Annotated in this window: 22 protein-coding genes; 20 read left to right on the top strand and 2 right to left on the bottom strand. The window is 71.8% G+C overall.

What is annotated here, in order from left to right; translation table 11 throughout:
* Positions 1–4: 4 nt before the first annotated feature.
* Positions 5–1,414: a replication-associated recombination protein A gene (locus MXD57_RS11350; protein WP_250401235.1), complete on the top strand. Its 1,410-nt coding sequence runs from the start codon at positions 5–7 to the stop codon at positions 1,412–1,414.
* A 305-nt stretch (positions 1,415–1,719) separates the two neighbouring features.
* The gene (gene rpsD, locus MXD57_RS11345) at positions 1,720–2,334 is read left to right on the top strand and encodes a 30S ribosomal protein S4 (RefSeq protein ID WP_108957064.1); all 615 of its coding nucleotides are present in this window, start codon (positions 1,720–1,722) and stop codon (positions 2,332–2,334) included.
* A 6-nt stretch (positions 2,335–2,340) separates the two neighbouring features.
* Here rpsD and MXD57_RS11340 read toward each other — a convergent pair whose 3' ends face one another.
* Positions 2,341–4,527 (bottom strand): ATP-binding protein, encoded by a 2,187-nt coding sequence (locus tag MXD57_RS11340; RefSeq protein ID WP_250401234.1) that lies wholly within the window; start codon positions 4,525–4,527, stop codon positions 2,341–2,343.
* Between the two features lie 163 nt (positions 4,528–4,690).
* On the opposite strand from MXD57_RS11340, the gene MXD57_RS11335 reads away from it, so the two are divergent.
* From MXD57_RS11335 to nusB, 12 genes are all read left to right on the top strand, one after another.
* Positions 4,691–5,131: a DUF948 domain-containing protein gene (locus tag MXD57_RS11335; RefSeq protein ID WP_250401317.1), complete on the top strand. Its 441-nt coding sequence runs from the start codon at positions 4,691–4,693 to the stop codon at positions 5,129–5,131.
* Between the two features lie 7 nt (positions 5,132–5,138).
* The gene (locus MXD57_RS11330; RefSeq protein ID WP_250401233.1) at positions 5,139–5,486 is read left to right on the top strand and encodes a hypothetical protein; all 348 of its coding nucleotides are present in this window, start codon (positions 5,139–5,141) and stop codon (positions 5,484–5,486) included.
* Positions 5,486–8,158: an alanine--tRNA ligase gene (gene alaS / locus MXD57_RS11325; protein ID WP_250401232.1), complete on the top strand. Its 2,673-nt coding sequence runs from the start codon at positions 5,486–5,488 to the stop codon at positions 8,156–8,158. Before MXD57_RS11330 ends, alaS begins: the two co-directional genes overlap by 1 nt.
* Positions 8,159–8,172: 14 nt before the next feature.
* Positions 8,173–8,637: a Holliday junction resolvase RuvX gene (gene ruvX / locus MXD57_RS11320; protein ID WP_250401231.1), complete on the top strand. Its 465-nt coding sequence runs from the start codon at positions 8,173–8,175 to the stop codon at positions 8,635–8,637.
* A gap of 120 nt (positions 8,638–8,757) precedes the next feature.
* Positions 8,758–10,446: an endolytic transglycosylase MltG gene (mltG, locus tag MXD57_RS11315; RefSeq protein WP_250401230.1), complete on the top strand. Its 1,689-nt coding sequence runs from the start codon at positions 8,758–8,760 to the stop codon at positions 10,444–10,446.
* A complete protein-coding gene (locus tag MXD57_RS11310) occupies positions 10,427–11,266 on the top strand; it encodes a shikimate dehydrogenase (RefSeq protein ID WP_250401229.1) in 840 nt (279 codons plus the stop codon). Before mltG ends, MXD57_RS11310 begins: the two co-directional genes overlap by 20 nt.
* A gap of 165 nt (positions 11,267–11,431) precedes the next feature.
* Positions 11,432–12,616: a chorismate synthase gene (gene aroC / locus MXD57_RS11305; RefSeq protein ID WP_250401228.1), complete on the top strand. Its 1,185-nt coding sequence runs from the start codon at positions 11,432–11,434 to the stop codon at positions 12,614–12,616.
* A 5-nt stretch (positions 12,617–12,621) separates the two neighbouring features.
* Positions 12,622–14,262, top strand: coding sequence for a 3-dehydroquinate synthase (gene aroB, locus MXD57_RS11295; protein ID WP_308290701.1), 1,641 nt, complete (start codon positions 12,622–12,624; stop codon positions 14,260–14,262).
* A gap of 199 nt (positions 14,263–14,461) precedes the next feature.
* Entirely contained in the window at positions 14,462–15,376 is a 915-nt protein-coding gene (locus MXD57_RS11290; RefSeq protein ID WP_250401227.1) for a Pro-rich N-terminal domain-containing protein, read from the top strand.
* A gap of 79 nt (positions 15,377–15,455) precedes the next feature.
* Complete coding sequence (locus MXD57_RS11285) at positions 15,456–16,562, top strand: aminopeptidase P family protein (RefSeq protein ID WP_250401226.1); 1,107 nt, start codon at positions 15,456–15,458, stop codon at positions 16,560–16,562.
* 47 nt (positions 16,563–16,609) lie between these two features.
* Positions 16,610–17,176 carry an elongation factor P gene (gene efp / locus MXD57_RS11280; RefSeq protein WP_037742222.1) on the top strand — a complete coding sequence of 189 codons (567 nt, stop codon included), beginning with the start codon at positions 16,610–16,612 and terminating at the stop codon, positions 17,174–17,176.
* A 2-nt stretch (positions 17,177–17,178) separates the two neighbouring features.
* Complete coding sequence (nusB, locus tag MXD57_RS11275) at positions 17,179–17,613, top strand: transcription antitermination factor NusB (RefSeq protein WP_250401225.1); 435 nt, start codon at positions 17,179–17,181, stop codon at positions 17,611–17,613.
* A 176-nt stretch (positions 17,614–17,789) separates the two neighbouring features.
* Here nusB and bldD read toward each other — a convergent pair whose 3' ends face one another.
* On the bottom strand, positions 17,790–18,293 hold the full coding sequence (gene bldD / locus MXD57_RS11270; RefSeq protein ID WP_250401224.1) for a transcriptional regulator BldD: 504 nt from the start codon (positions 18,291–18,293) through the stop codon (positions 17,790–17,792).
* A gap of 251 nt (positions 18,294–18,544) precedes the next feature.
* On the opposite strand from bldD, the gene pyrR reads away from it, so the two are divergent.
* The 6 genes from pyrR to carB all read left to right on the top strand — a co-directional run bounded on the left by pyrR (position 18,545) and on the right by carB (position 26,526).
* A complete protein-coding gene (pyrR, locus tag MXD57_RS11265; RefSeq protein WP_250401223.1) occupies positions 18,545–19,117 on the top strand; it encodes a bifunctional pyr operon transcriptional regulator/uracil phosphoribosyltransferase PyrR in 573 nt (190 codons plus the stop codon).
* A 91-nt stretch (positions 19,118–19,208) separates the two neighbouring features.
* The gene (locus MXD57_RS11260; RefSeq protein ID WP_250401222.1) at positions 19,209–20,237 is read left to right on the top strand and encodes an aspartate carbamoyltransferase catalytic subunit; all 1,029 of its coding nucleotides are present in this window, start codon (positions 19,209–19,211) and stop codon (positions 20,235–20,237) included.
* 5 nt (positions 20,238–20,242) lie between these two features.
* Positions 20,243–21,529 carry a dihydroorotase gene (locus MXD57_RS11255; protein WP_250401221.1) on the top strand — a complete coding sequence of 429 codons (1,287 nt, stop codon included), beginning with the start codon at positions 20,243–20,245 and terminating at the stop codon, positions 21,527–21,529.
* The gene (locus tag MXD57_RS11250) at positions 21,526–22,086 is read left to right on the top strand and encodes a PH-like domain-containing protein (RefSeq protein ID WP_250401220.1); all 561 of its coding nucleotides are present in this window, start codon (positions 21,526–21,528) and stop codon (positions 22,084–22,086) included. The genes MXD57_RS11255 and MXD57_RS11250 overlap by 4 nt, the downstream gene beginning before the upstream one ends.
* Positions 22,083–23,225 carry a glutamine-hydrolyzing carbamoyl-phosphate synthase small subunit gene (gene carA / locus MXD57_RS11245; RefSeq protein WP_250401219.1) on the top strand — a complete coding sequence of 381 codons (1,143 nt, stop codon included), beginning with the start codon at positions 22,083–22,085 and terminating at the stop codon, positions 23,223–23,225. The genes MXD57_RS11250 and carA overlap by 4 nt, the downstream gene beginning before the upstream one ends.
* A complete protein-coding gene (gene carB / locus MXD57_RS11240; RefSeq protein WP_250401218.1) occupies positions 23,218–26,526 on the top strand; it encodes a carbamoyl-phosphate synthase large subunit in 3,309 nt (1,102 codons plus the stop codon). The genes carA and carB overlap by 8 nt, the downstream gene beginning before the upstream one ends.
* Positions 26,527–26,530: the final 4 nt, after the last annotated feature.

The following is a 26,530-nucleotide window of genomic DNA, read 5'->3' as shown; positions in this document are numbered from 1 at the left end:
TGGCGTGGAGCCCGACCTGTTCACCGCCGCAGCAGAAGACCGCCAGGAGAAGGATCCCGCCGCCAGTCCCCTGGCGGTGCGGATGCGCCCGCGCACCCTCGACGAGGTGGTGGGCCAGCAGCACCTGCTGAAGCCCGGCTCGCCCCTGCGCCGGCTGGTGGGCGAGGGGGCGGACCGCACTGGCGGGGCCGCAGGCCCCTCCGGCAAGGGCGGTGACGGGAGACGGGTGGGACCCGCCGGACCGTCCTCGGTGATCCTCTGGGGTCCGCCCGGCACCGGCAAGACGACCCTGGCGTACGTCGTGTCCAGGGCCACCAACAAGCGTTTCGTGGAGCTGTCGGCCATCACCGCGGGCGTCAAGGAGGTCCGCGCGGTCATCGACGGCGCCCGCCGCGCCATCGGCGGCTTCGGCAAGGAGACCGTCCTCTTCCTCGACGAGATCCACCGCTTCAGCAAGGCCCAGCAGGACTCCCTGCTCCCCGCGGTCGAGAACCGCTGGGTGACCCTGATCGCGGCGACCACCGAGAACCCGTACTTCTCGGTGATCTCCCCGCTGCTGTCCCGCTCCCTGCTGCTCACCCTCGAACCGCTCACCGACGACGACGTCCGGGGGCTGCTGAAGCGGGCCCTCACCGACGAGCGCGGGCTGGGGGACGCCGTCGCCCTGCCCGACGACACCGGGGAACACCTGCTGCGCATCGCCGGCGGCGACGCCCGCCGCGCGCTGACCGCGCTCGAGGCCGCCGCCGGAGCCGCCCTGGACAAGGGCGAGGGCGAGATCACCCTCCAGACGCTCGAGCAGACCGTCGACCGTGCCGCGGTGAAGTACGACCGCGACGGCGACCAGCACTACGACGTCGCCAGTGCCCTGATCAAGTCCATCCGCGGCTCGGACGTGGACGCCGCGCTGCACTACCTGGCCCGCATGATCGAGGCCGGCGAGGACCCCCGCTTCATCGCCCGCCGCCTGATGATCTCCGCGAGCGAGGACATCGGCCTCGCCGACCCCAACGCCCTGCCCACAGCGGTCGCAGCCGCCCAGGCCGTCGCCATGATCGGCTTCCCGGAGGCCGCGCTCACCCTCAGCCACGCCACGATCGCCCTCGCGCTCGCCCCCAAGTCCAACGCCGCCACCACCGCGATCGGCGCCGCGCTGGAGGACGTGCGCAAGGGGCAGGCCGGCCCGGTCCCACCGCATCTGCGGGACGGGCACTACAAGGGCGCGGCCGACCTCGGCCACGCGCAGGGCTACGTGTACCCGCACGACCTGCCGGAGGGCATCGCCCCGCAGCAGTACGCCCCCGACGCCCTGAGGGAACGCGAGTACTACACACCGACCCGGCACGGCGCCGAGGCCCGGTACGCGGACGCGGTGGAGTGGACGCGCAGGCACCTCGGTCGCAGGCGGTCCTGAGCAGCCTGTAGACTGCCCCGAAGTGCTGAGTCCCGCGCAGTCAGAGCGGGACAGCCAGCCGGAGCCCCGGTCCCTCGCGGACCGGCTCCAGGAGCGTCGCGCACCGTCGAACGGTGTCGCGGGCAGCCCACCACCACCCGGAGTCCCGGGAGCGGCAGGTGGGCCACTCGCGTGCTGCACGTATGTGCCCAGATCAGGGGAGCGGCTGCCCGGCAGGTCCCGAGCGGACCCGGCGGGTTTCCCCGGCTGCGGATGCGACCTCCCTCAACCCTGACGAGCCGAAAACCAGGAAAGAGAAACAGACAGTGGCGAACCAGTCCCGCCCCAAGGTCAAGAAGTCGCGTGCCCTCGGCATCGCGCTGACCCCGAAGGCCGTCAAGTACTTCGAGGCCCGCCCCTACCCGCCGGGTGAGCACGGCCGCGGCCGCAAGCAGAACTCGGACTACAAGGTCCGTCTGCTCGAGAAGCAGCGTCTGCGCGCGCAGTACGACGTGTCCGAGCGTCAGCTCGTCCGCGCCTACGAGCGTGCCTCCAAGGTCCAGGGCAAGACCGGTGAGGCCCTGATCATCGAGCTCGAGCGCCGTCTCGACGCGCTGGTCCTGCGTTCGGGCATCGCCCGCACGATCTACCAGGCCCGCCAGATGGTCGTCCACGGCCACATCCAGGTCAACGGCCAGAAGGTCGACAAGCCGTCCTTCCGTGTCCGTCCGGACGACGTCGTGCAGGTCCGCGACCGCTCCAAGGACAAGACGCTCTTCCAGGTCGCCCGCGAGGGCGGCTTCGCCCCCGACGGCGAGACCCCGCGCTACCTGCAGGTGAACCTCAAGGCCCTGGCGTTCCGCCTGGACCGCGAGCCGAACCGCAAGGAGATCCCGGTGATCTGCGACGAGCAGCTCGTCGTCGAGTACTACGCCCGCTGATCCAGGTCACGGCGCAGGCACTCCGCCCGCCGCCTCCCCGCCCTTCCGGGTGCGGGAGGCGGCGGGTTCGCGTTTCCCGGCCTCCCCGAGCGCACGCGGCACCGGTCCCCGCGGGCCGGGCACCGCGTGCGGCGGCCGGACCCCGCCGGGCGACAGCGCCCGGGCCACGGCCGCGTCCCGGTCGAGCCGGGCCCCCTCGGCCAGCAGCTCCTCGTACCGTTCGTCGCCGAGGGCCCGCCGGGCCGTCGCCTCGCACAGCTCGTGCGGCGCGTTGTAGTACGCCGACCCGAACAGCGGCAGCCCGACCGACGGCCACAGCCGGCCCGCGGCGCCCTGCAGGACCGCCGCCTCGGCCGGATCGCCCTGGGACACCGTCACCAGGGCCAGCAGCTCCAGTGACAGCACCGAGCCGAGCAGGTCGTCGAAGGCGTGCACGTCGCCCAGGCAGTCCACGAGCAGCTCCCGTGCACGGCGCTGGTCCCCGTCCCGCCAGGACGCGTACGCCAGCACGTACAGCGCGTAGGAACGGGCCCAGTGCTCCCCGTGGTCCTCGCACACCCGGCGCACGTCCTCGCACAGCCGCACCGCGTCCGCCAGGTCCCCCTGGAACGCCCGCGCCATCGCCAGCTCCACCTGGCTCATCAGCACGTTGCTGTTCAGCTCGCCCAGCTCCTGGTACCGCCCGAGGGCCGAGCGCAGCAGCCGCTCCGCCCGCGCCATGTCGTCCGTCACCAGTGCCAGACAGCCCGCGCGGTGCTCCGCGTACGCCACCGCCGTGCCGTCCGCGACCCGCTCCGCCTGCTCCCGGCACTCCCGCAGCGCCGCCCGCGCCGGCGTCGTGTCGCCCTGCAGGATCGCCACGTAGCCGAGCACCCACAGCGCCTTCAGCCGCGAGCGCCCGTACCCCGGCCGCGGTTCCACGTCCACGCTGCGCTCCAGCCAGTGCCGCCCCTCCGACAGCCGCCCGCAGCCGGCCCAGCAGAACCACAGCGAGCCCGCCAGGTACTGGCCCAGGTGCGCCTCCTCCGGTTCGGAGAGGCAGAAGTCCAGGGCGCCCCGCAGATTCGGCAGCTCCGCCTCGATCCGCGCGGCCGCCTCCCGCTGCCGCGGCGAGAACCAGTCCAGCTCGCACATCGTGGCCAGGCCCAGGCACCAGTCGCGGTGCCGCCGCCGCGTCCGGGCCGTGTCCCCGGCGGCCGCCAGCCAGCCGGCGCCGTAGGCCCGGACGGTCTCCAGCATCCGGTAGCGGGGACCCGTGGCCGCCTCCTCGCGGGTCACCAGCGACTGGGCGATCAGCTCCGACAGGACGTCCAGGACGTCCTCGGCGGGCAGCCCGTCCCCGCTGCACACGTACTCGGCCGCGTCCAGGTCGAAGGTCCCCGCGAACACCGACAGCCGCGCCCACAGCAGCCGTTCGGCCGAGGTGCACAGCTCGTGGCTCCAGCCGATCGCGGTGCGCAGGGTCCGATGGCGCGGCAGGGCGTCCCGGCCCCCGCCGGTCAGCAGCCGGAACCGGTCGTCGAGACGCGCGAGCAACTGGGCCGGGGACAGCGCCCGCAGCCGCCCCGCGGCCAGCTCCACCGCGAGCGGGATCCCCTCGAGGCGCAGGCACAGCTCCCGCACCGCGGGGAGGTCCGCCACCTCGGCACCGTGCCGCCGGGCCCGGTCGGCGAACAGCTCCACCGCCTCGTCCGTGCCCAACGGCGCCAGCGGGAACAGCCGCTCGCCCGCCAGCCCCAGTGGACGCCGTCCCACGGCCAGCACCCGCAGCCCCGGAAGCCGGCGCAGCAGTTCCGCGGCCAGCTCGGCGCAGGCCTCCACCAGATGCTCGAACCCGTCCAGCACCAGCAGCAGGCGGCGGCCCGCCAGGTGGCCGAGCAGCGCTTCGCGGAGCGGCCGGGTGGTGTGGTCGGTCAGGCCCAGCACCTCCGCCACCGCGTACTCGACGAACAGCGGATCCCGCACCGGCGCCAGCTCGACCGTCGACACCTGCGCCCCGGCCGCCGCCCGCACCGCGGCCCGGAGCGCGAGCCGGGACTTGCCCACCCCGCCCGCGCCGGTCACGGTCACCAGCCGGGCCGCCGCCATCGCCCCGGCCAGCGCGTCGAGTTCGGCCGAGCGCCCGACGAATGCGGTGAGTTCAAGGGGCGGCTCGCCGTCGCCGCGGGGGCCGGGGCGCTGAGGACCTCGCATGGAACACGGAGCGTACTGAACCGTGTTCATTCCGTACAATCGCTTCCCGCGGCCGCGCCCGCCGCCGACGGTAATCCGGTACAGAGCCCCGCCACCGGCGCGATAGGCTCGGTGCACTGCTTTTCTCATGGTTCCGATGTTCAGAGCACGTTTCAGGGAGCGGGTGCGCACAGTGTCCGGTGGAGAGGTGGCCGGGATCCTGGTGGCCGTCTTCTGGGCGATCCTGGTCTCCTTCCTCGCCGTCGCGCTGGTGAGGGTGGCCCAGACGCTCAAGGCGACCACCAAGCTGGTGGCGGATGTGACCGACCAGGCCGTCCCGTTGCTCGCGGACGCCTCCGCGGCCGTGCGCTCCGCGCAGACCCAGATCGACCGGGTCGACGCGATCGCCTCCGACGTCCAGGAGGTCACGTCGAACGCCTCCGCGCTCTCCACCACCGTCGCCTCCACCTTCGGCGGCCCGCTGGTCAAGGTCGCGGCCTTCGGCTACGGCGTACGCCGGGCCCTGAGCGGCCGCCGGGACGACGCGCCCGCGAAGCCGCCCCGGCGTACGGTGATCGTGGGCCGCACGCTTCCCGCCGCACGACGCAAGCGGAAGAAGGACTGACCGAGCGATGTTCCGCCGTACGTTCTGGTTCACCTCGGGCGTCGCCGCCGGTGTGTGGGCCACCACCAAGGTCAACCGCAAGCTCAGGCAGCTCACTCCGGAGAGCCTCGCCGCCACCGCGGCCGACAAGGCCCTGGAGACCGGCCGGAAGCTGAAGGACGGCGCGGTCGGCTTCGCGCTCGACGTGCGCCACAACATGGCCCGGCGGGAGGCCGAACTGGGGGAGGCGCTGGGCATCGACGCCGCCCCCGAAATCCCCGCGCCCGGGCGGTACGCCGCCCTGGAGAACGACCGCAGCAACCCCAAGTACGTCGAGAACACGACGTACTCGTACAACCGGAATGAGGACCACTGATGGAGTCGGCCGAGATTCGCCGCCGCTGGCTGAGCTTCTTCGAGGAGCGCGGGCACACCGTCGTCCCTTCGGCGTCGCTCATCGCGGACGACCCGACTCTGCTCCTGGTCCCCGCCGGCATGGTGCCCTTCAAGCCCTACTTCCTGGGTGAGGTCAAGCCCCCCTTCACGCGCGCCACCAGCGTGCAGAAGTGCGTGCGCACGCCCGACATCGAAGAGGTCGGCAAGACCACCCGGCACGGCACGTTCTTCCAGATGTGCGGCAACTTCTCCTTCGGTGACTACTTCAAGGAAGGTGCCATCAAGCACGCCTGGGAGCTGCTCACCTCGGCCCAGGACCAGGGCGGTTACGGCCTCGATCCCGAGCGCCTGTGGATCACCGTCTACCAGGACGACGACGAGGCCGAGCGCATCTGGCACGAGGTCGTCGGCGTGCCCAAGGAGCGCATCCAGCGCCTGGGCATGAAGGACAACTACTGGTCCATGGGCGTCCCCGGTCCCTGCGGCCCCTGCTCCGAGATCAACTACGACCGCGGCCCCGAGTTCGGCGCCGAGGGCGGCCCCGCCGTCAACGACGAGCGGTACGTGGAGATCTGGAACCTCGTCTTCATGCAGTACGAGCGTGGCGAGGGCACCGGCAAGGACAACTTCGAGATCCTCGGTGAACTGCCGAGCAAGAACATCGACACCGGGCTCGGCCTCGAGCGGCTCGCCATGATTCTGCAGGGCGTGCAGAACATGTACGAGATCGACACCTCCATGGCCGTCATCGCCAAGGCCACCGAGCTGACCGGCGTGGCCTACGGCGACGCCCACGCCTCGGACGTCTCCCTGCGCGTGGTCACCGACCACATGCGCACCTCGGTGATGCTCATCGGCGACGGCGTCACCCCCGGCAACGAGGGCCGCGGCTACGTGCTGCGCCGCATCATGCGCCGCGCCATCCGCAACATGCGCCTGCTCGGCGCCACCGGTCCGGTCGTCAAGGACCTGATCGACGTCGTCATCGGCATGATGGGCCAGCAGTACCCGGAACTGGTCACCGACCGCGAGCGCATCGAGAAGGTCGCCCTCGCCGAGGAGAACGCCTTCCTGAAGACGCTGAAGGCCGGCACCAACATCCTCGACACCGCCGTCACCGAGACCAAGCGGTCCGGCGGCACCGTCCTCTCCGGCGACAAGGCGTTCCTGCTCCACGACACCTGGGGCTTCCCGATCGACCTCACCCTGGAGATGGCCGCCGAGCAGGGCCTCGCCGTGGACGAGGACGGCTTCCGCCGCCTGATGAAGGAGCAGCGGGAGCGCGCCAAGGCCGACGCCCGGGCCAAGAAGACCGGCCACGCCGACATGGGCGCCTACCGCGAGATCGCCGACGCCGCCGGTGCCACCGACTTCATCGGCTACACCGACACCGAGGGCGAGACCACGATCGTCGGCATCCTGGTGGACGGCGTCTCCTCGCCGGCCGCCACCGAGGGCGACGAGGTCGAGATCGTCCTCGACCGCACCCCGTTCTACGCCGAGGGCGGCGGTCAGATCGGCGACACCGGCCGTATCAAGGCCGACTCCGGTGCCGTGATCGAGATCCGCGACTGCCAGAAGCCGGTCCCCGGCGTCTACGTCCACAAGGGCGTCGTCCAGGTCGGCGAGGTGACCGTCGGGGCCAAGGCCCACGCCTCGATCGACTCCCGGCGCCGCAAGGCCATCGCCCGCGCCCACTCGGCCACGCACCTGACCCACCAGGCGCTGCGCGACGCCCTCGGCCCGACGGCCGCCCAGGCCGGTTCCGAGAACCAGCCCGGCCGCTTCCGCTTCGACTTCGGTTCCCCGGCCGCCGTCCCGACGGCCGTGATGACCGACGTCGAGCAGAAGATCAACGAGGTGCTCGCCCGCGACCTCGACGTGCACGCCGAGGTCATGGGCATCGACGACGCCAAGAAGCAGGGCGCCATCGCCGAGTTCGGCGAGAAGTACGGCGAGCGCGTCCGCGTGGTCACCATCGGCGACTTCTCCAAGGAGCTGTGCGGCGGCACGCACGTGCACAACACCGCCCAGCTCGGCCTGGTCAAGCTGCTCGGCGAGTCGTCGATCGGCTCCGGTGTGCGGCGTATCGAGGCCCTGGTCGGCGTCGACGCCTACAACTTCCTCGCCCGTGAGCACACGGTCGTCGCCCAGCTCCAGGAACTGGTCAAGGGCCGCCCGGAGGAACTGCCGGAGAAGATCTCCGCCATGCTCGGCAAGCTGAAGGACGCCGAGAAGGAGATCGAGAAGTTCCGCGCCGAGAAGGTGCTGCAGGCCGCCGCCGGTCTCGCCGAGGCCGCCAAGGACGTCCGGGGCGTCGCGCTCGTCACCGGCCGGGTCCCGGACGGCACGACCCCCGACGACCTGCGCAGGCTGGTCCTCGACGTACGCGGCCGTATCCAGGGCGGCCGGGCCGCCGTGGTCGCCCTGTTCACGGTCAACAACGGCAAGCCGCTGACCGTCATCGCCACCAACGAGGCCGCCCGCGAGCGCGGTCTCAAGGCCGGTGACCTGGTCCGCACCGCTGCCAAGACCCTCGGTGGCGGCGGTGGCGGCAAGCCGGACGTCGCCCAGGGCGGCGGGCAGAACCCGGCCGCGCTGGGCGAGGCCGTCGACGCCGTCGAGCGGCTCGTCGCCGAGACCGCGAAGTAGGGAAGCGACCGCACATGCGCACAGGACGCCGGCTCGCGATCGACGTCGGGGACGCCCGGATCGGGGTCGCCTCGTGCGACCCCGACGGGATCCTCGCCACCCCGGTGGAGACCGTCCCGGGCCGGGACGTCCCCGCCGCCCACCGCCGGCTGCGGCAACTGGTGGAGGAGTACGAGCCGATCGAGGTCGTCGTCGGACTCCCTCGCTCCCTCAAGGGGGGCGAGGGGCCGGCCGCCACCAAGGTCCGCGCCTTCGTCCAGGACCTGGCCGGCGGCATCGCACCGGTGCCGGTCCGCCTGGTGGACGAGCGGATGACGACCGTGACGGCCAGTCAGGGACTACGCGCCTCGGGGGTGAGATCGAAGAAGGGCCGCTCCGTGATCGACCAGGCGGCCGCCGTGATCATTCTGCAGCAGGCCCTGGAATCCGAACGGGTGTCAGGCAAAGCACCCGGCGAGGGCGTCGAAGTGGTCATCTGATCGCGATACGGTAACGTTCCGCGCGATGCGGCGGTGTTCGAACAGCCGGCGCACAGCAAGAGGCGGAACGGGATCCGGTCCCCGCCGCGTGACCGTCCGCCTCGCGGCTCTAGGGGATCGATGACTGAGTATGGCCGGGGCCCTGGCTCCGAACCGTGGCATCCGGAGGACCCGTTGTACGGGGACGGCGGATGGCGAGGGCAGCAGACCCACGCGGGTCAGCAGTCCCTCTACGACGGCCAGGCGCAGCAGCAGTACCCGCAGCAGCCGCAGCACGGTGACTGGACCCAGGGCGGGCAGCCCGGGTACGACCAGCAGCAGTACCCGTACCACCCGGAGCAGGGCGGGCAGCACTACGGTCACCGGTTCCCCGGCCAGGACCAGCAGCACGCCGCGCACACCCATCAGCAGTACCAGCACCAGGACGTCTGGAACACCAGCGGCGGCCAGGGGCAGGTGCCGTACCCGCCCGATCCCGGCGACCCGTACGGCCACCAGCCCGCCGCCTACGGCGTGCAGCAGCACGACTTCTACCGGACCGAGGACGCCTTCCCGCCGCCCGAGCCGCCCGGCCGCCGGCGTCCCGAACCGGAACCGGAACCGGAATCCGCGGCCGGCGAGGAGAACCACGCCTTCTTCTCCGGCGAGGACGGTGAGGACGACGCCGGACACGAACTGCAGAGCAGGCGTGAGCGGCGGGGCAAGGGCAGGAAACCGGTCAAGGGCAAGAAGCGGCGCAACGGCTGCGCCTGCCTGGTCGTCTGCCTGGTGTTCGGCGGGGGCCTCGGCGGAGCCACCTATTTCGGCTGGAAGTTCTACCAAAATCGTTTCGCCCCGGCTCCCGACTACGCGGGCGAGGGGACCAGCGAAAGAGTGACCGTCGAGATTCCCAAGGGCGCCGGAGGCTGGGAGATCGGGCGGCGGCTGAAGGAAGCGGGCGTGATCAAGAGCGCCGACGCTTTCGTGAGCGCCCAGGGGCAGAATCCCAAGGGGGACACCATCCAGGCCGGCGCGTATCTCCTGAAGAAGGAGATGTCCGCCGCCAGTGCCGTGCAGTTGATGCTGGACCCGCGGAGCCAGAGCAATGTGCTCGTCAAACCCGGCGAGCGCAACGCACAGGTGTACGAGGCCATCGACAAACAGCTCGGTGTCCCCGCCGGCACCACGAAGAAGGTCGCCAAGGCGCAGTACAAGAAACTCGGCCTGCCGAGCTGGGCGCAGAACAGCGGCTCCGTCCAGGACCCGCTGGAGGGCTTCCTGTGGCCGGCCACGTATCCGGCCGCGAAGGGCATGAAGCCCGAGGCGGTCCTGAAGCAGATGGTGACCCAGTCCAAGCAGAAGTACGCCCCGTACGACCTGCCCGCCAAGGCGGAGGCCCTGGGCCTGAAGAACGCGTTCGAGCTGCTCACGGTCGCGAGCCTGGTCCAGGCCGAGGGCAAGACGCACGACGACTTCCGCAAGATGGCGGAAGTGATCTACAACCGCCTCAAGCCCACCAACACCGAGACCAACCAGTTGCTGCAGTTCGACTCGACCTACAACTACCTCAAGGGCACGAGCAACATCCACATCTCCGAGAAGGAGATCAACAGCAACCGGAGTCCGTACAACACCTACACCAACAAGGGTCTTCCGCCCGGTCCGATCGGCAACGCGGGCGAGGACGCCTTGCGGGCGACGCTGAATCCGACGCACGACGGCTGGTTCTACTTCGTGGCGACGGACGGCACCACCAACACCGAGTTCGCCAAGACCTACGCGGAATTCCAGCAGCTCAAGGACAAGTTCAATGCCTCCTCGGGCAACTGACGCCCGCCGGGCCGCCGTGCTCGGTTCGCCCATCGCCCACTCGCTCTCCCCGGTGCTGCACCGGGCGGCCTACGAGGCCCTCGGGCTCGGCGGCTGGTCGTACGACCGGTTCGAGATCGACGAGGCCGCCCTGCCCGGCTTCCTCGACGGGCTGGGCCCGGAATGGGCGGGGCTGTCGCTGACCATGCCGCTCAAACGGGCGGTCATCCCGCTGGTGGACGAGATCAGCGAGACGGCGGCCTCCGTCGACGCGGTCAACACGGTCGTCCTCACCGAGGACGGCCGCCGTCTCGGCGACAACACCGACATCCCCGGCATGGTGGCCGCGCTGCGCGAGCACGGTATCGAGCAGGTCGAGTCCGCTGCGATCCTGGGTGCCGGCGCGACCGCCTCGTCCGCGCTCGCCGCGCTGTCCCGGATCTGCACCGGTGAGGTGGTCGCCTACGTGCGCGGCGAGGCCCGCGCCGCCGAGATGCGGCGGTGGGGCGAACGGCTCGAGGTGGACGTGCGCACGGCGGCCTGGGCGGACGCCGGGCAGGCGCTGCGCGCCCCGCTGGTGATCGCCACCACCCCGGCCGGCAGCACCGACGCCCTGGCCGCCGCCGTGCCCGAGCGCCCCGGCACCCTGTTCGACGTGCTCTACGACCCCTGGCCGACCGAGCTGGCCGCCCGCTGGTCCATGTTCGGGGGCGCGGTGGTCGGCGGCCTCGACCTGCTCGTCCACCAGGCCGTCCTCCAGGTCGAGCGGATGACCGGCCGCTCCCCGGCGCCCCTGGAGGCCATGCGGCACGCCGGCGAGAAGGCGCTCGCCGGGCACTGACCGGCCGAAACCGCGTCCGCCTGCTGGACCGGCCGCCGGATCGGGCTCCCGGACGTGGGAGGATCGGTGGTGGCGGGCCGGGGTCGCGCACCCGGTCGCGTCGTCGCCGTACGCGAGGACACGCGTACTCGGGGCAGTACCGGGCGCGAACACTGAGGAGCACCGTTGAGCAGGCTGCGTTGGCTGACCGCGGGGGAGTCCCACGGTCCCGCACTTGTCGCGACGCTGGAGGGGCTTCCCGCCGGCGTGCCGATCACCACGGAGATGGTGGCGGACCACCTGGCGCGGCGGCGGCTCGGCTATGGCCGCGGTGCGCGCATGAAGTTCGAGCGGGACGAGGTCACCTTCCTCGGCGGTGTCCGGCACGGCCGCACCCTGGGCTCACCGGTGGCGATCATGGTGGGCAACACCGAGTGGCCCAAGTGGGAACAGGTCATGGCGGCCGACCCGGTGGACCCCGAGATCCTGGACGGGCTCGCGCGCAACGCGCCGCTGACCCGGCCCCGGCCCGGCCACGCCGACCTCGCCGGCATGCAGAAGTACGACTTCGACGAGGCCCGCCCGATCCTCGAGCGCGCCTCCGCCCGCGAGACCGCCGCCCGGGTGGCGCTCGGCGCGGTGGCCCGGTCGTACCTGAAGGAGACGGCCGGCATCGAGATCGTCTCCCACGTGGTCGAGCTGGCCTCCGCCAAGGCCCCGCACGGCCTGTACCCGACACCGGCCGACGTCGAGCGGCTGGACGCCGACCCGGTGCGCTGCCTGGACGCCGACGCCTCGAAGGCGATGGTCGCCGAGATCGACCAGGCCCACAAGGACGGCGACACCCTCGGCGGCGTGGTCGAGGTCCTGGCCTACGGCGTGCCGGTGGGCCTGGGCTCGCACGTGCACTGGGACCGCAAGCTGGACGCGCGCCTGGCCGGAGCGCTCATGGGCATCCAGGCGATCAAGGGCGTCGAGATCGGCGACGGCTTCGAGCTCGCGCGGGTGCCGGGCTCGAAGGCGCACGACGAGATCGTGGCGACCGGCGAGGGCATCCGGCGCGTGTCCGGCCGCTCCGGCGGCACCGAGGGCGGTCTGACCACGGGTGAGCTGCTGCGGGTACGGGCCGCGATGAAGCCGATCGCGACCGTGCCGCGGGCCCTGCGGACGGTGGACGTGGCCACCGGCGAGGCCGCCCAGGCGCACCACCAGCGCTCCGACGTCTCCGCCGTACCGGCCGCGGGCATCGTCGCCGAGGCGATGGTCGCCCTCGTCCTCGCGGACGCTGTGGCGGAGAAGTTCGGCGGCGACTCGGTGGCCGAGACCGGCCGCAACGTCCGGTCGTACCTCGACAACCTGCGGATCCGGTGAGCGCGATGCCTGCCGTCGTACTCGTCGGTCCGATGGGCGTGGGCAAGTCCACCGTGGGCCGGCTGCTGGCCGGGCGACTGGGAACCGGGTTCCGGGACACCGACGAGGACATCGTCGCCGCCGAGGGCCGGACCATCGCCGACATCTTCGTGGAGGAGGGCGAGCCCGCCTTCCGCGCCCTCGAGAAGCGGGCGGTGCGCCAGGCCCTCACCGGGCACCAGGGCGTCCTCGCGCTCGGCGGCGGAGCCGTCCTCGACGCGGACACCCGGGCGCTGCTCGCCGGCCACCGGGTGGTCTACCTCTCGATGGACGTGGAGGAGGCCGTCCGGCGCACCGGTCTCAACGTGGCCCGCCCGCTGCTCGCGGTCAACCCGCGCAAGCAGTGGCGCGAGCTGATGGAGGCGCGGCGGCACCTGTACGAGGAGGTCGCCACCGCCGTGGTGGCGACGGACGGCCGCACCCCCGAAGAGGTCGCCCAGGCGGCGCTGGACGCAACGGAGTTGGAAACCGTGTTTCCCGGGGGACCCCTCCCGGACCCCCGGCCGGAGGACTTGATGTCAAGCGGAGTCACCAGGATCCAGATCGCCGGCAGTGCGGGCACCGACCCCTACGAGGTGCTGATCGGGCGGCAGCTCCTGGGCGAGCTGGCCGGGCTGATCGGTACCAGGGCCAGGCGTGTGGCGGTGATCCACCCGGAGGCGCTGGCCGAGACCGGCGACGCGCTCCGCGCCGACCTGGCCGAGCAGGGCTTCGAGGCCGTCGCCGTCCAGGTGCCCAACGCCGAGGAGGCCAAGACCGCCGAGGTCGCCGCCTACTGCTGGAAGGCGCTCGGCCAGTCCGGCTTCACCCGCACCGACGTCATCGTCGGCGTCGGCGGCGGCGCGACCACGGACCTCGCCGGGTTCGTGGCCGCGACCTGGCTGCGCGGGGTGCGCTGGGTCGCGATCCCGACCACCGTGCTCGCCATGGTGGACGCGGCGGTCGGCGGCAAGACGGGCATCAACACCGCCGAGGGCAAGAACCTGGTGGGCGCCTTCCACCCGCCGGCCGGTGTGCTCTGCGACCTCGCCGCGCTGGACTCTCTCCCGGTCAACGACTACGTGTCCGGACTGGCCGAGGTCATCAAGGCCGGTTTCATCGCCGACCCGGTGATCCTCGACCTCATCGAGTCCGACCCCGAGGCCGCCCGGACGCCGGCGGGACCGCACACGGCCGAGCTGCTGGAGCGCTCGATCCGGGTGAAGGCCGAGGTCGTCTCCTCGGACCTGAAGGAGTCGGGCCTCAGGGAGGTCCTCAACTACGGGCACACCCTCGCTCACGCCATCGAGAAGAACGAGCGGTACAAGTGGCGGCACGGCGCCGCGGTCGCGGTCGGCATGCACTTCGCCGCCGAACTCGGCCGGCTGGCGGGACGGCTGGACGACGCGACGGCGGACCGTCACCGGACCGTCCTCGAAGCGGTCGGCCTGCCGCTGCACTACCGCTACGACCAGTGGCCCAAGCTGTTGGAGACGATGAAGGTCGACAAGAAGTCCCGCGGCGACCTGCTGCGGTTCATCGTTCTCGACGGACTGGCCAGGCCGACCGTGCTGGAGGGCCCGGACCCGGCGGTCCTGCTCGCCGCCTACGGCGAAGTGGGCCAGTAAGTACCCCACTGCACCACTCCTGCCGATTCCCTTTGCGGAACGGGCACTTCGGGCCGCCCCCGGTCGTTGCAGCGAACAACGGCCGGGGGCGGTACCGTTCGGGCGGGGCTCCCTCCCAGGCCGTTTAGGCTGTGGGGGAGCGCGGGCTCCGCACCCGCCTGCCAGTGCCAGATGTGTGTACGAGACGGAGTGGCGACGGATGCAGCACGCAGTGGGGTCTCCGCTGCCACCGCCCCATGAGCAGGGGCGGGGACCGCACGCCGGCTGGGTGTCGGCCGCGCACCACCCGGGGGGCCCGCAGGGTCCCGCACCCGTGCCTCCGCCGCCACCCGGCCACCCGGGAACCGCCGGGGGATCCGTACCCCCGTCCGGGGCCGTACCGCCGTCCGGCCCGGTGCCTCCGTCCGCGCCGGTGCCCCCGCCGCACGCGCAGCCGCCCGCGCCGCGGCACGCCCCCGTGCCCCCCGAGACCACCGGCCATGTGCCGCTGCCGCCCGGCGGCCTCGTCGGTGTGCCCGCCGCGCCACCGGCCTCGGCCCCCGCGCCCGATCCGGCGGCGACCACGCTGGCCGTCCTGCTGATCGGCCCGGCGGGCGCGGGCAAGACCAGCGTCGCCAAGTTCTGGGCGGACCACCGGCGGGTGCCCACGGCCCACATCAGCCTGGACGACGTGCGCGAATGGGTCCGCTCCGGCTTCGCCGACCCCCAGTCGGGCTGGAACGACCACTCCGAGGCCCAGTACCGCCTGGCCCGCCGGACCTGCGGCTTCGCCGCCCGGAACTTCCTGGCCAACGGCATCTCCTGCATCCTCGACGACGCCGTCTTCCCGGACCGGCCGGTCGTGGGCCTCGGCGGCTGGAAGCGCCATGTCGGCCCCGGCCTCCTCCCGGTGGTCCTGCTCCCGGGCCTCGACGTCGTCCTGGAGCGCAACGCCCAACGCTCCGGCAACCGCCGCCTCAGCGACGAGGAGGTGGCCCGGATCCACGGCCGCATGGCGGGCTGGTACGGCTCCGGCCTGCCGATCATCGACAACTCCCAGCTCGACGTCCCCGGTACCGCCCGGCTGCTGGACGAGGTCCTCGCCAGGGCGATGGCGAGCCCGCCGAGCTGGTGACCGGCGGCATCGTCCCCGCCGGACCCCACTCGGCCCCACCCAACCGGCACAAATCGCCCGGAACTCCTACGCTCATCTCATGTCAGAGGTGTACGCGACCCGCCGATCCCGCCTGAGGGAGCGCTGCAACGCGGCCGGCGCCCCCGCCGCCCTGGTCAGCCGCCCCGCCAATGTGCGCTACCTGGCGGGCGCCGCCCCCCGGGGCGCCGTCCTGCTGCTCGGCGGGCAGGAGGATCTCCTGGTGTGCGCCGCGCCCCCCGAGGACCGCCCCGCGGACGGACGGCCGGACGAGAACGTGCGACTGCACGTCCTCTCCCCACCCGGGGGCGACGCGGCGGTCGCCGCGGCCGGGCTCGCCGACGCCCAGGGCGCCGACGCCCTGGCCGTGGAGGAGCACGACCTCACCGTGGCCCGGTACCGGGCCATGTCCTCAGCCGCCCCGCGGCCCCGCCTGGTCGATCTCGGCGGAGCCGTCGAGCAGCTCCGGGTCGTCAAGGACGAGGAGGAGATCTCCTGCCTCCGCATCGGCGCCGAGATCGCCGACCAGGCCCTCGGGGAACTGCTGGAGTCCATCCTGGTCGGCCGCACCGAGCGGCATCTCGCGCTCGAGCTGGAGCGCCGGCTGGTCGACCACGGTGCCGACGGGCCGGGCTTCCCCACCTCCGTCGCGACCGGGCCCAACTCGGGACGGCGCGGGCACCGTCCCACCGACCGGCGGGTGGAGGAGGGCGACTTCCTCTCGGTCTGCCTCGGCGCCACCTACCGGGGGTACCGCTGCGAGATCGGCCGCACCTTCGTCATCGGCACCTCGCCCGCCGACTGGCAGATCGAGCTCTACGACCTGGTCTTCTCCGCCCAGCGGGCCGGACGGGAGTCCCTCATGCCGGGCGCCGCGTACCGTGAGGTGGACCGCGCGGCCCGCCAGGTGCTGGACTCCGCGGGCTATGCGGAGGCGCTGCCACCGCTGACCGGACACGGCGTCGGACTCGAAAACGACGAGGACCCTCGGCTGGCCCCCGCCGCCATGGGTAAACTGGACGCTTGCGTGCCGGTCACCGTCGAACCGGGGGTCCACCTCCCGGGCCGGGGCGGTGTCCGGATCGATGACACGCTCGTCGTACGCCCAGAGGCGGACGGCGGACCCGAGCTACTCACCATCACGACCAAGGAGCTGCTCGCGCTGTAGGAGTGCGTGCCCCGGGGTCGTACGTCAGTCCAGGAGATTCCGCAACCGTGGCTTCCACGAACGACCTCAAGAACGGCCTGGTGCTCAAGCTCGAAGGCGGCCAGCTCTGGTCCGTCGTCGAGTTCCAGCACGTCAAGCCCGGCAAGGGCCCGGCATTCGTGCGCACCAAGCTCAAGAACGTGCTCTCCGGCAAGGTCGTCGACAAGACCTTCAACGCCGGTGTCAAGGTCGAGACGGCCACTGTCGACAAGCGCGACATGCAGTTCTCGTACATGGACGGCGAGTACTTCGTCTTCATGGACATGGAGACCTACGACCAGCTGATGGTCGACCGCAAGGCCGTCGGCGACGCCGCCAACTTCCTCATCGAGGGCTTCACCGCCACCGTCGCCCAGCACGAGGGCGAGGTGCTCTTCGTCGAGCTGCCGGCCGCCGTCGAGCTGGTCGTGCAGGAGACCGAGCCGGGTGTCCAGGGCGACCGCTCCACCGGTGGCACCAAGCCCGCCACCCTGGAGACCGGCCACCAGATCCAGGTCCCGCTCTTCATCACCACCGGTGAGAAGATCAAGGTCGACACCCGTACCAGCGACTACCTCGGCCGGGTGAACAGCTAACCGTGGCCGCCCGCAACACGGCCCGCAAGCGCGCCTTCCAGATCCTCTTCGAGGGTGACCAGCGCGGCGCCGACGTCCTGACGGTGCTCGCCGACTGGATCCGGCTCTCCCGGTCCGACACCCGGCAGCCGCCGGTGAGCGAATACACGATGCAGCTCGTCGAGGGCTACGCCCAGCACGCGAGGCGGATCGACGAACTGATCGCGCAGTACGCGGTGGACTGGACGCTCGACCGGATGCCCGTGGTGGACCGGAACCTCCTGCGCCTCGGTGCCTACGAGCTGATCTGGGTCGAGGAGACCCCGGACGCCGTCGTCCTGGACGAGATGGTGCAGTTGGCGAAGGAGTTCTCCACGGACGAGTCCCCCTCGTTCGTCAACGGCCTCCTGGGCCGGCTGAAGGAGCTCAAGCCGTCGCTGCGCCGGGACAACGCGTAGACGGCACGACGAAACGCCACAGGGCCCGCGGCGAGCGATCGCCGCGGGCCCTGTGGCGTCCGTGTGCCCGGGGCGCCCCACGGGGCCCTGAGGGGGCGCACAAAGCCGCCGGGGTGGCCGGAACCCACGGGTCCCGGCCACCCCGGCGGCACGTTTCTGCTGAGGCGCCCCGCGGCTCAGGCCTCTTCGTGGGTCGCCACGGCCCGGCGCGCGTCGGCGTCGAGGACGCCCCAGCTGATCAGCTGCTCGGTGAGCACCGAGGGGGACTGGTCGTAGATGACGGCGAGTGTGCGCAGGTCGTCCTGGCGGATCGAGAGCACCTTGCCGTTGTAGTCACCGCGCTGGGACTGGATCGTCGCCGCGTAGCGCTGCAGCGGGCCCGCCTTCTCGGCCGGCACCGAGGCCAGCCGCTCCAGGTCCAGGACCAGCTTCGGCGGCGGCTCGGCCGCGCCGCCCGGCGTGGTGCCCGGCAGCAGCTCCTGCACCGGGACGCCATAGAAATCGGCCAGCTCGGCCAGGCGCTGCACGGTCACGGCACGGTCGCCGCGCTCGTAGGAACCGACCACCACGGCCTTCCAGCGACCCTGGGACTTCTCCTCGACACCGTGGAGGGAAAGGCCCTGCTGGGTGCGGATGGCCCGGAGCTTGGCCCCGAGCTGTTTGGCGTATTCGCTGGACATATAGCTCCCCGGCACTGTGTCGACGCGGTCGGCTGTGATTTCCGCCGCGCGGCTGGTAACTCACTGTGAGGTTACGCAGCGTGACTCTTGCGCGTCAAGCCGAACGGTCCACCCCGGCCCTTCCGTTCCGGTGGTGGCCGATTACGCCGTACGGGTGATCGAGGACTCCCGGACACCTGCTACCGTTGATGGCGCAAATCCGACGTCCTTTAAGGTCCGTCCCGTGAGGCGGAGAAGGAGGTCCGTTTCGTATGGACACGCAAGCCGGCCACTCCGCGTCCGACCCGCGGCCCGTGCTCGAGGGCCCCGACATCGCACGCGTGCTGACCCGCATCGCCCACGAGATCGTCGAGCGCGCCAAGGGCGCCGACGACGTGGTGCTCCTCGGCATCCCGACCCGGGGTGTCTTCCTCGCCCAGCGGCTCGCCGCCAAGCTGGAGCAGGTCACCGACCGCAAGGTCCCCGTCGGTTCGCTCGACATCACCATGTACCGCGACGACCTGCGCATGCACCCGCCGCGCGCGCTGGCCCGCACCGAGATCCCCGGTGACGGCATCGACGGCAAGCTGGTCGTCCTCGTCGACGACGTGCTCTTCTCCGGCCGCACCATCCGCGCCGCCCTCGACGCCCTGAACGACATCGGGCGCCCCCGCGCCGTGCAGCTCGCGGTCCTGGTCGACCGCGGCCACCGCGAACTGCCCATCCGCGCCGACTACGTCGGCAAGAACCTCCCCACGTCGCTGCGGGAGACGGTCAAGGTCCAGCTCGCCGAGGAGGACGGTCGCGACACCGTGCTGCTCGGCGTGAAGCCGGCCGACCAGTAGCGAGTCCGGCGTACGGCCGCCCCGGCGCGCCCGTACACGCACCGGCCTGCCCCGAATCTCCCCGAATGAACTGCCTTACGGAGCCTGACAGATGCAGCGTCATCTCATCTCGGCCGCCGACCTCACCCGCGACGACGCCGTCCTGATCCTCGACACCGCCGAGGAGATGGCCCGGGTCGCCGACCGGCCGATCAAGAAACTGCCGACCCTGCGTGGCCGCACGATCGTCAACCTCTTCTTCGAGGACTCCACCCGCACCCGGATCTCCTTCGAGGCGGCCGAGAAGCGGCTGTCCGCGGACGTCATCAACTTCTCCGCCAAGGGGTCCTCGGTGTCCAAGGGCGAGTCCCTGAAGGACACCGCCCAGACCCTGGAGGCCATGGGCGTCGACGCCGTCGTCATCCGGCACGGCGCCTCCGGGGCCCCCTACCGCCTGGCCACCTCCGGCTGGATCGACGCCGCCGTGGTCAACGCCGGCGACGGCACCCACCAGCACCCCACCCAGGCCCTGCTCGACGCGTTCACGATGCGCCGCCGCCTGGTCGGCCGGGACACCGGGCTCGGCCGGGACCTGAGCGGCAGGCGGATCACCATCGTCGGCGACGTCCTGCACAGCCGCGTCGCCCGCTCCAACGTCGACCTGCTGCACACCCTCGGCGCCGAGGTCACCCTGGTCGCCCCGCCCACCCTGGTGCCGGTCGGCGTCGGGAACTGGCCCTGCGAGGTCTCCTACGACCTCGACAGCACGCTGGTGAAGTCCGACGCGGTGATGATGCTGCGGGTCCAGCGCGAGCGCATGAACGCCGCCTTCTTCCCCACCGAGCGCGAGTACTCGCGGCGCTACGGCCTTGACGCCGAGCGCATGGCGAAGATGCCCGGGCACGCCATCGTGATGCACCCCGGCCCGATGGTCCGCGGCATGGAGATCACCGCCGAGGTCGCCGACTCCGACCGCTGCACCGTCGTCGAGCAGGTCGCCAACGGCGTCTCCATCCGGATGGCCGTCCTGTACCTGCTGCTCGGCGGCAACGAGCCCGCCCTCAGCCACGCCCGCCAGCCCGTCGCCCACCACCCTGCCACCGAGCGCGTCGCGCCCCCCACCGGTTCCGAGGAGAAGTGAGAACCATGAGCAAGACCCTGATCCGTGGTGCGAAGGTGCTCGGCGGCGAGCCGCAGGACGTGCTCATCGACGGCGGGACGATCGCCGCGGTGGGCCCGGGCCTCGGTGCCGACGGCGCCGAGGTCGTCGAGGCCGCCGGCCAGGTGCTGCTCCCCGGCCTGGTCGACCTGCACACCCATCTGCGCGAGCCGGGCCGCGAGGACTCCGAGACCGTGCTGACCGGCACCCGAGCGGCCGCGAGCGGCGGCTACACGGCCGTCTTCGCCATGGCCAACACCTTCCCGGTCGCCGACACCGCCGGCGTCGTGGAGCAGGTCTACCGGCTCGGCCGGGAGCACGGCTACTGCGATGTGCAGCCCATCGGTGCCGTCACCGTCGGCCTGGAGGGCAGGAAGCTCGCCGAGCTGGGCGCCATGCACGAGTCCGCCGCCGGCGTCACCGTCTTCTCCGACGACGGCAAGTGCGTGGACGACGCCGTGATCATGCGCCGCGCGCTGGAGTACGTGAAGGCCTTCGGCGGCGTCGTCGCCCAGCACGCGCAGGAGCCGCGCCTCACCGAGGGCGCCCAGATGAACGAGGGCGTCGTCTCCGCCGAACTCGGCCTGGGCGGCTGGCCGGCCGTCGCCGAGGAGTCGATCATCGCGCGGGACGTGCTGCTCGCCGAGCACGTGGGCTCCCGGGTGCACATCTGCCACCTGTCGACCGCGGGGTCCGTGGAGATCGTCCGCTGGGCCAAGTCCCGCGGCATCGACGTCACCGCCGAGGTCACGCCGCACCACCTGCTCCTCACCGACGAACTGGTGCGCTCGTACAACCCGGTCTACAAGGTCAACCCGCCGCTGCGCACCGAGCGGGACGTGCACGCCCTGCGCGAGGCGCTCGCCGACGGCACGATCGACATCGTCGCCACCGACCACGCCCCGCACCCGCACGAGGACAAGGACTGCGAGTGGGCCGCCGCGGCCATGGGCATGGTGGGCCTGGAGACCGCGCTGTCCGTGGTCCAGCAGACGATGGTCGACACGGGCCTGCTGGACTGGGCCGGCGTCGCCGACCGGATGTCCGTGCGGCCCGCGCAGATCGGACGGGCCACCGGACACGGCCGCCCCGTCTCGGCTGGTGAGCCCGCCAACCTCGTCCTCGTGGACACGGCATACCGTGGCCGGGTGGACCCCGCGGGCTTCGCCTCGCGCAGCCGCAACACCCCGTACGAGGGACGCGAGCTGCCGGGCCGTGTGACGCACACGTGGCTGCGGGGCAAGGCCACTCTCGTCGACGGGAAGCTCACGTGACACCTGTAATCCTGCTGGCCGAGGCGAAGAGGTCGGCCGAGGTCACCGACTGGGGCGCCAGAATCGGGTGGCTCGTCGGACTCGCCCTCTTCGTGGCGCTCGTCTACTGGCTGATGCGCGAGGGCTGGAAATGGCGCGGCACCCTGCAGGGGGACCTGCCCGCCCCGCCCAGCGCGCCGGACGAGACCGGGCCGGTGAGACTGGGCATGAGCGGCCGCTACCACGGCTCCACGACCGCCGGGCAGTGGCTGGACCGCATCGTGGCCCACGGCCTCGGCACCCGCAGCCGGGCCGAGCTCACCCTGACCGACGCGGGCCTGGTGGTCGAGCGCCCCGGAGCGAACGACTTCTTCGTCCCCGTGGCCGCGCTGCGCGGCGCCCGGCTCGACAAGGGCATCGCCGGCAAGGTCCTCACCGAGGGCGGACTGCTGGTGGTGACCTGGGCGCTCGGCGACCGGCTGATCGACTCCGGCTTCCGCTCCGACCACGCGGCCGAGCACACCGAGTGGGCCGACACCCTGAACAAGATGATCAACGACACGGAAGGCGCACGATGACGACCTCCACCAGGGGAGCCGCGAAGGTTCCCGCCGTACTCGTCCTGGAGGACGGCCGCACGTTCCGCGGCCGCGCCTACGGGGCCGTGGGGGAGACCTTCGGCGAGGCCGTGTTCTCCACCGGCATGACCGGCTACCAGGAAACCCTCACCGATCCGTCCTACGCCCGCCAGATCGTCGTGGCGACCGCCCCGCAGATCGGCAACACCGGCTGGAACGACGAGGACGACGAGTCCCGGCGCATCTGGGTCTCCGGGTACGTCGTGCGCGACCCCGCGCGGCTGCCGTCCAACTGGCGAGCCAAGCGCTCGCTGGACGACGAGCTGGTCGCGCAGGGCGTGGTCGGCATCTCCGGGATCGACACCCGCGCGCTCACCCGCCACCTGCGCGAGCGCGGCTCGATGCGCGCCGGGGTCTTCTCCGGTGCGGCGATCGCGCCCGAGGCCGAGCTGGTCGGCCGGGTGCGGGCGCAGCCGCACATGAAGGGCGCGAGCCTCTACGAGGAGGTCGCCACCCAGGAGGCCTACGTCGTCCCGGCGGTAGGCGAGAAGCGCTTCACCGTCGCCGCCATCGACCTCGGCATCAAGGGCATGACCCCGCACCGCATGGCCGAGCGCGGCATCGAGGTGCACGTGCTGCCCGCCACCGCCACGCCCGACGAGGTCTACGCCGTCCGGCCCGACGGTGTCTTCTTCTCCAACGGCCCCGGCGACCCGGCCACCGCCGACGGCCCGGTCGCGCTGATGTCGGCCGTCCTGGAGCGCCGCACGCCGCTGTTCGGCATCTGCTTCGGCAACCAGATCCTCGGCCGCGCCCTCGGCTTCGGCACCTACAAGCTGAAGTACGGCCACCGGGGCATCAACCAGCCGGTCCAGGACCGTACGACCGGCAAGGTCGAGGTCACCGCCCACAACCACGGCTTCGCCGTGGACGCCCCGCTCGACCGGGTCAGCGACACCAGGTTCGGCCGCGCCGAGGTCTCGCACGTCTGCCTGAACGACGACGTGGTGGAAGGGCTGCACCTCCTCGACCAGCCGGCCTTCTCCGTCCAGTACCACCCCGAAGCGGCAGCGGGCCCGCACGACGCCGCCTACCTCTTCGACCGCTTCGTATCCCTGATGGAGGGCCAGCGTGCCTAAGCGCACCGATATCCAGTCCGTCCTGGTCATCGGCTCCGGCCCGATCGTCATCGGCCAGGCCGCCGAGTTCGACTACTCCGGCACCCAGGCGTGCCGGGTGCTCAAGGCCGAGGGCCTGCGCGTGGTCCTCGTCAACTCCAACCCCGCGACGATCATGACCGACCCGGAGATCGCCGACGCCACCTACGTCGAGCCGATCACCCCCGAGTTCGTCGAGAAGATCATCGCCAAGGAGCGCCCGGACGCGCTCCTGCCCACCCTGGGCGGCCAGACGGCCCTCAACACCGCCATCGCGCTGCACGAGAACGGCGTCCTGGAGAAGCACGGCGTCGAGCTGATCGGCGCCAGGCCCGAGGCCATCCACAAGGGCGAGGACCGCGACCAGTTCAAGGCGGTCGTGGCGGAGGTCCGCCGCAAGACCGGGCACGGCGAGTCCGCCCGCTCGGTGATCTGCCACTCCATGGACGACGTCCTCCAGGGCGTCGAGACGCTCGGCGGCTACCCCGTGGTCGTCCGCCCCTCCTTCACCATGGGCGGCGCCGGCTCCGGCTTCGCCCACGACGAGGAGGAGCTGCGCCGCATCGCCGGCCAGGGCCTCACGCTCTCCCCGACCACCGAGGTGCTCCTGGAGGAGTCCATCCTCGGCTGGAAGGAGTACGAGCTGGAGCTGATGCGGGACAAGCACGACAACGTCGTGGTCGTCTGCTCCATCGAGAACTTCGACCCGATGGGCGTGCACACCGGTGACTCCATCACGGTCGCGCCCTCGATGACGCTGACCGACCGGGAGTACCAGGTCCTGCGCGACATCGGAATCGCCGTCATCCGCGAGGTCGGCGTCGACACCGGCGGCTGCAACATCCAGTTCGCGGTGAACCCCGAGGACGGCCGGGTCATCGTCATCGAGATGAACCCGCGTGTGTCGCGTTCCTCGGCGCTCGCCTCCAAGGCGACCGGCTTCCCGATCGCCAAGATCGCCGCCAAGCTGGCCGTCGGCTACACGCTCGACGAGATCCCGAACGACATCACGCGGGAGACCCCGGCCTCCTTCGAGCCCACGCTCGACTACGTGGTCGTCAAGGCCCCGAGGTTCGCCTTCGAGAAGTTCCCGCAGGCCGACTCCACGCTGACCACGACCATGAAGTCCGTCGGCGAGGCCATGGCCATCGGCCGCAACTTCCCCGAGGCCTTCCAGAAGGCGCTGCGCTCGCTGGAGAAGAAGGGCAGCCAGTTCGCCTTCACCGGCGAGACCGGTGACAAGGAGACGCTGCTCCGCGAGGCAGTGCGCCCCACCGACGGCCGGATCAACACCGTCATGCAGGCCATCCGCGCCGGCGCCACGCCCGAGGAGGTCTTCGCGTACACGAAGATCGACCCGTGGTTCGTGGACCAGCTCTTCCTGATCAAGGAGATCGCGGACGAGCTGGCCGAGGCGCCCGAGCTGACCGGTGAGCTGCTCGCCGGGGCCAAGCGCCACGGCTTCTCCGACCAGCAGATCGCCGACATCCGCGGTCTGCGCGAGGACGTCGTCCGCGAGGTCCGGCACGCCCTCGGCGTCCGCCCGGTGTACAAGACGGTCGACACCTGCGCCGCCGAGTTCGCCGCCCGAACGCCGTACTTCTACTCCTCCTACGACGAGGAGTCCGAGGTCGCGGCCCGCGAGAAGCCCGCGGTGATCATCCTGGGCTCCGGTCCGAACCGCATCGGCCAGGGCATCGAGTTCGACTACTCCTGCGTCCACGCCTCCTTCGCGCTGTCCGACGCCGGGTACGAGACGGTGATGGTCAACTGCAACCCGGAGACGGTCTCCACCGACTACGACACCTCCGACCGGCTGTACTTCGAGCCGCTGACGCTGGAGGACGTGCTGGAGATCGTCCACGCGGAGCAGCAGGCCGGTCCGGTCGCGGGCGTCATCGTCCAGCTCGGCGGCCAGACCCCGCTCGGCCTGTCGCAGGCCCTGAAGGACAACGGCGTGCCGATCGTGGGCACCTCGCCCGAGGCGATCCACGCCGCCGAGGACCGCGGCGCCTTCGGCCGCGTCCTCGCGGAGGCCGGCCTGCCCGCCCCGAAGCACGGCACGGCCACCACCTTCGAGGAGGCCAGGGCCATCGCCGACGAGATCGGCTACCCGGTCCTGGTCCGGCCCTCGTACGTCCTCGGCGGGCGCGGCATGGAGATCGTCTACGACGAGACCCGCCTGGCCTCCTACATCGCCGAGTCGACCGAGATCGGCCCGTCCCGTCCGGTGCTCGTCGACCGCTTCCTGGACGACGCCATCGAGATCGACGTCGACGCGCTCTACGACGGCGAGGAGCTGTACCTCGGCGGAGTGATGGAGCACATCGAGGAGGCCGGCATCCACTCCGGCGACTCGGCGTGCGCCCTGCCCCCGATCACCCTCGGCGGCTTCGACATCAAGCGCCTGCGCGCCTCCACGGAGGCGATCGCCAAGGGCGTCGGCGTGCGCGGGCTGATCAACATCCAGTTCGCGATGGCGGGTGACATCCTCTACGTCCTGGAGGCGAACCCGCGCGCCTCCCGTACGGTGCCCTTCACCTCCAAGGCGACCGCGGTGCCGCTGGCCAAGGCCGCCGCCCGGATCTCGCTGGGCGCGACCGTCGCCGGGCTGCGCGCCGAGGGCCTGCTCCCGGCCAACGGCGACGGCGGCGAGCTGCCGCTGGACGCGCCGATCTCGGTCAAGGAGGCCGTGATGCCGTGGTCGCGCTTCCGCGACATCCAGGGCCGCGGCGTCGACACCGTCCTCGGCCCGGAGATGCGCTCCACCGGCGAGGTCATGGGCATCGACTCGGTCTTCGGCACGGCGTACGCCAAGTCGCAGGCGGGGGCGTACGGACCGCTGCCCACCAAGGGCCGCGCGTTCATCTCGGTCGCCAACCGGGACAAGCGCTCGATGATCTTCCCGGCGCGCGAGCTGGTCGCGCACGGCTTCGAGCTGCTCGCCACCTCCGGCACCGCCGAGGTGCTCAAGCGCAACGGCATCAACGCCACCGTCGTGCGCAAGCAGTCCGAGGGCACCGGCCCGAACGGTGAGCGGACCATCGTCCAGCTCATCCACGACGGCGAGGTCGACCTCATCGTCAACACCCCCTACGGCACCGGCGGCCGCCTCGACGGCTACGACATCCGTACCGCGGCGGTGGCCCGCTCCGTGCCGTGCCTGACGACCGTCCAGGCCCTCGCCGCGGCCGTCCAGGGCATCGACGCCCTCAACCACGGCGACGTGGGCGTCCGCTCGCTCCAGGAACACGCGGAACACCTGACCGCGGCCCGCGACTAGCAGC

The sequence above is a fragment of the Streptomyces cellostaticus genome (assembly GCF_023630175.1).
Taxonomy (GTDB): domain Bacteria; phylum Actinomycetota; class Actinomycetes; order Streptomycetales; family Streptomycetaceae; genus Streptomyces; species Streptomyces cellostaticus_A.
This window is presented reverse-complemented; position numbering and strand designations above follow the sequence as displayed.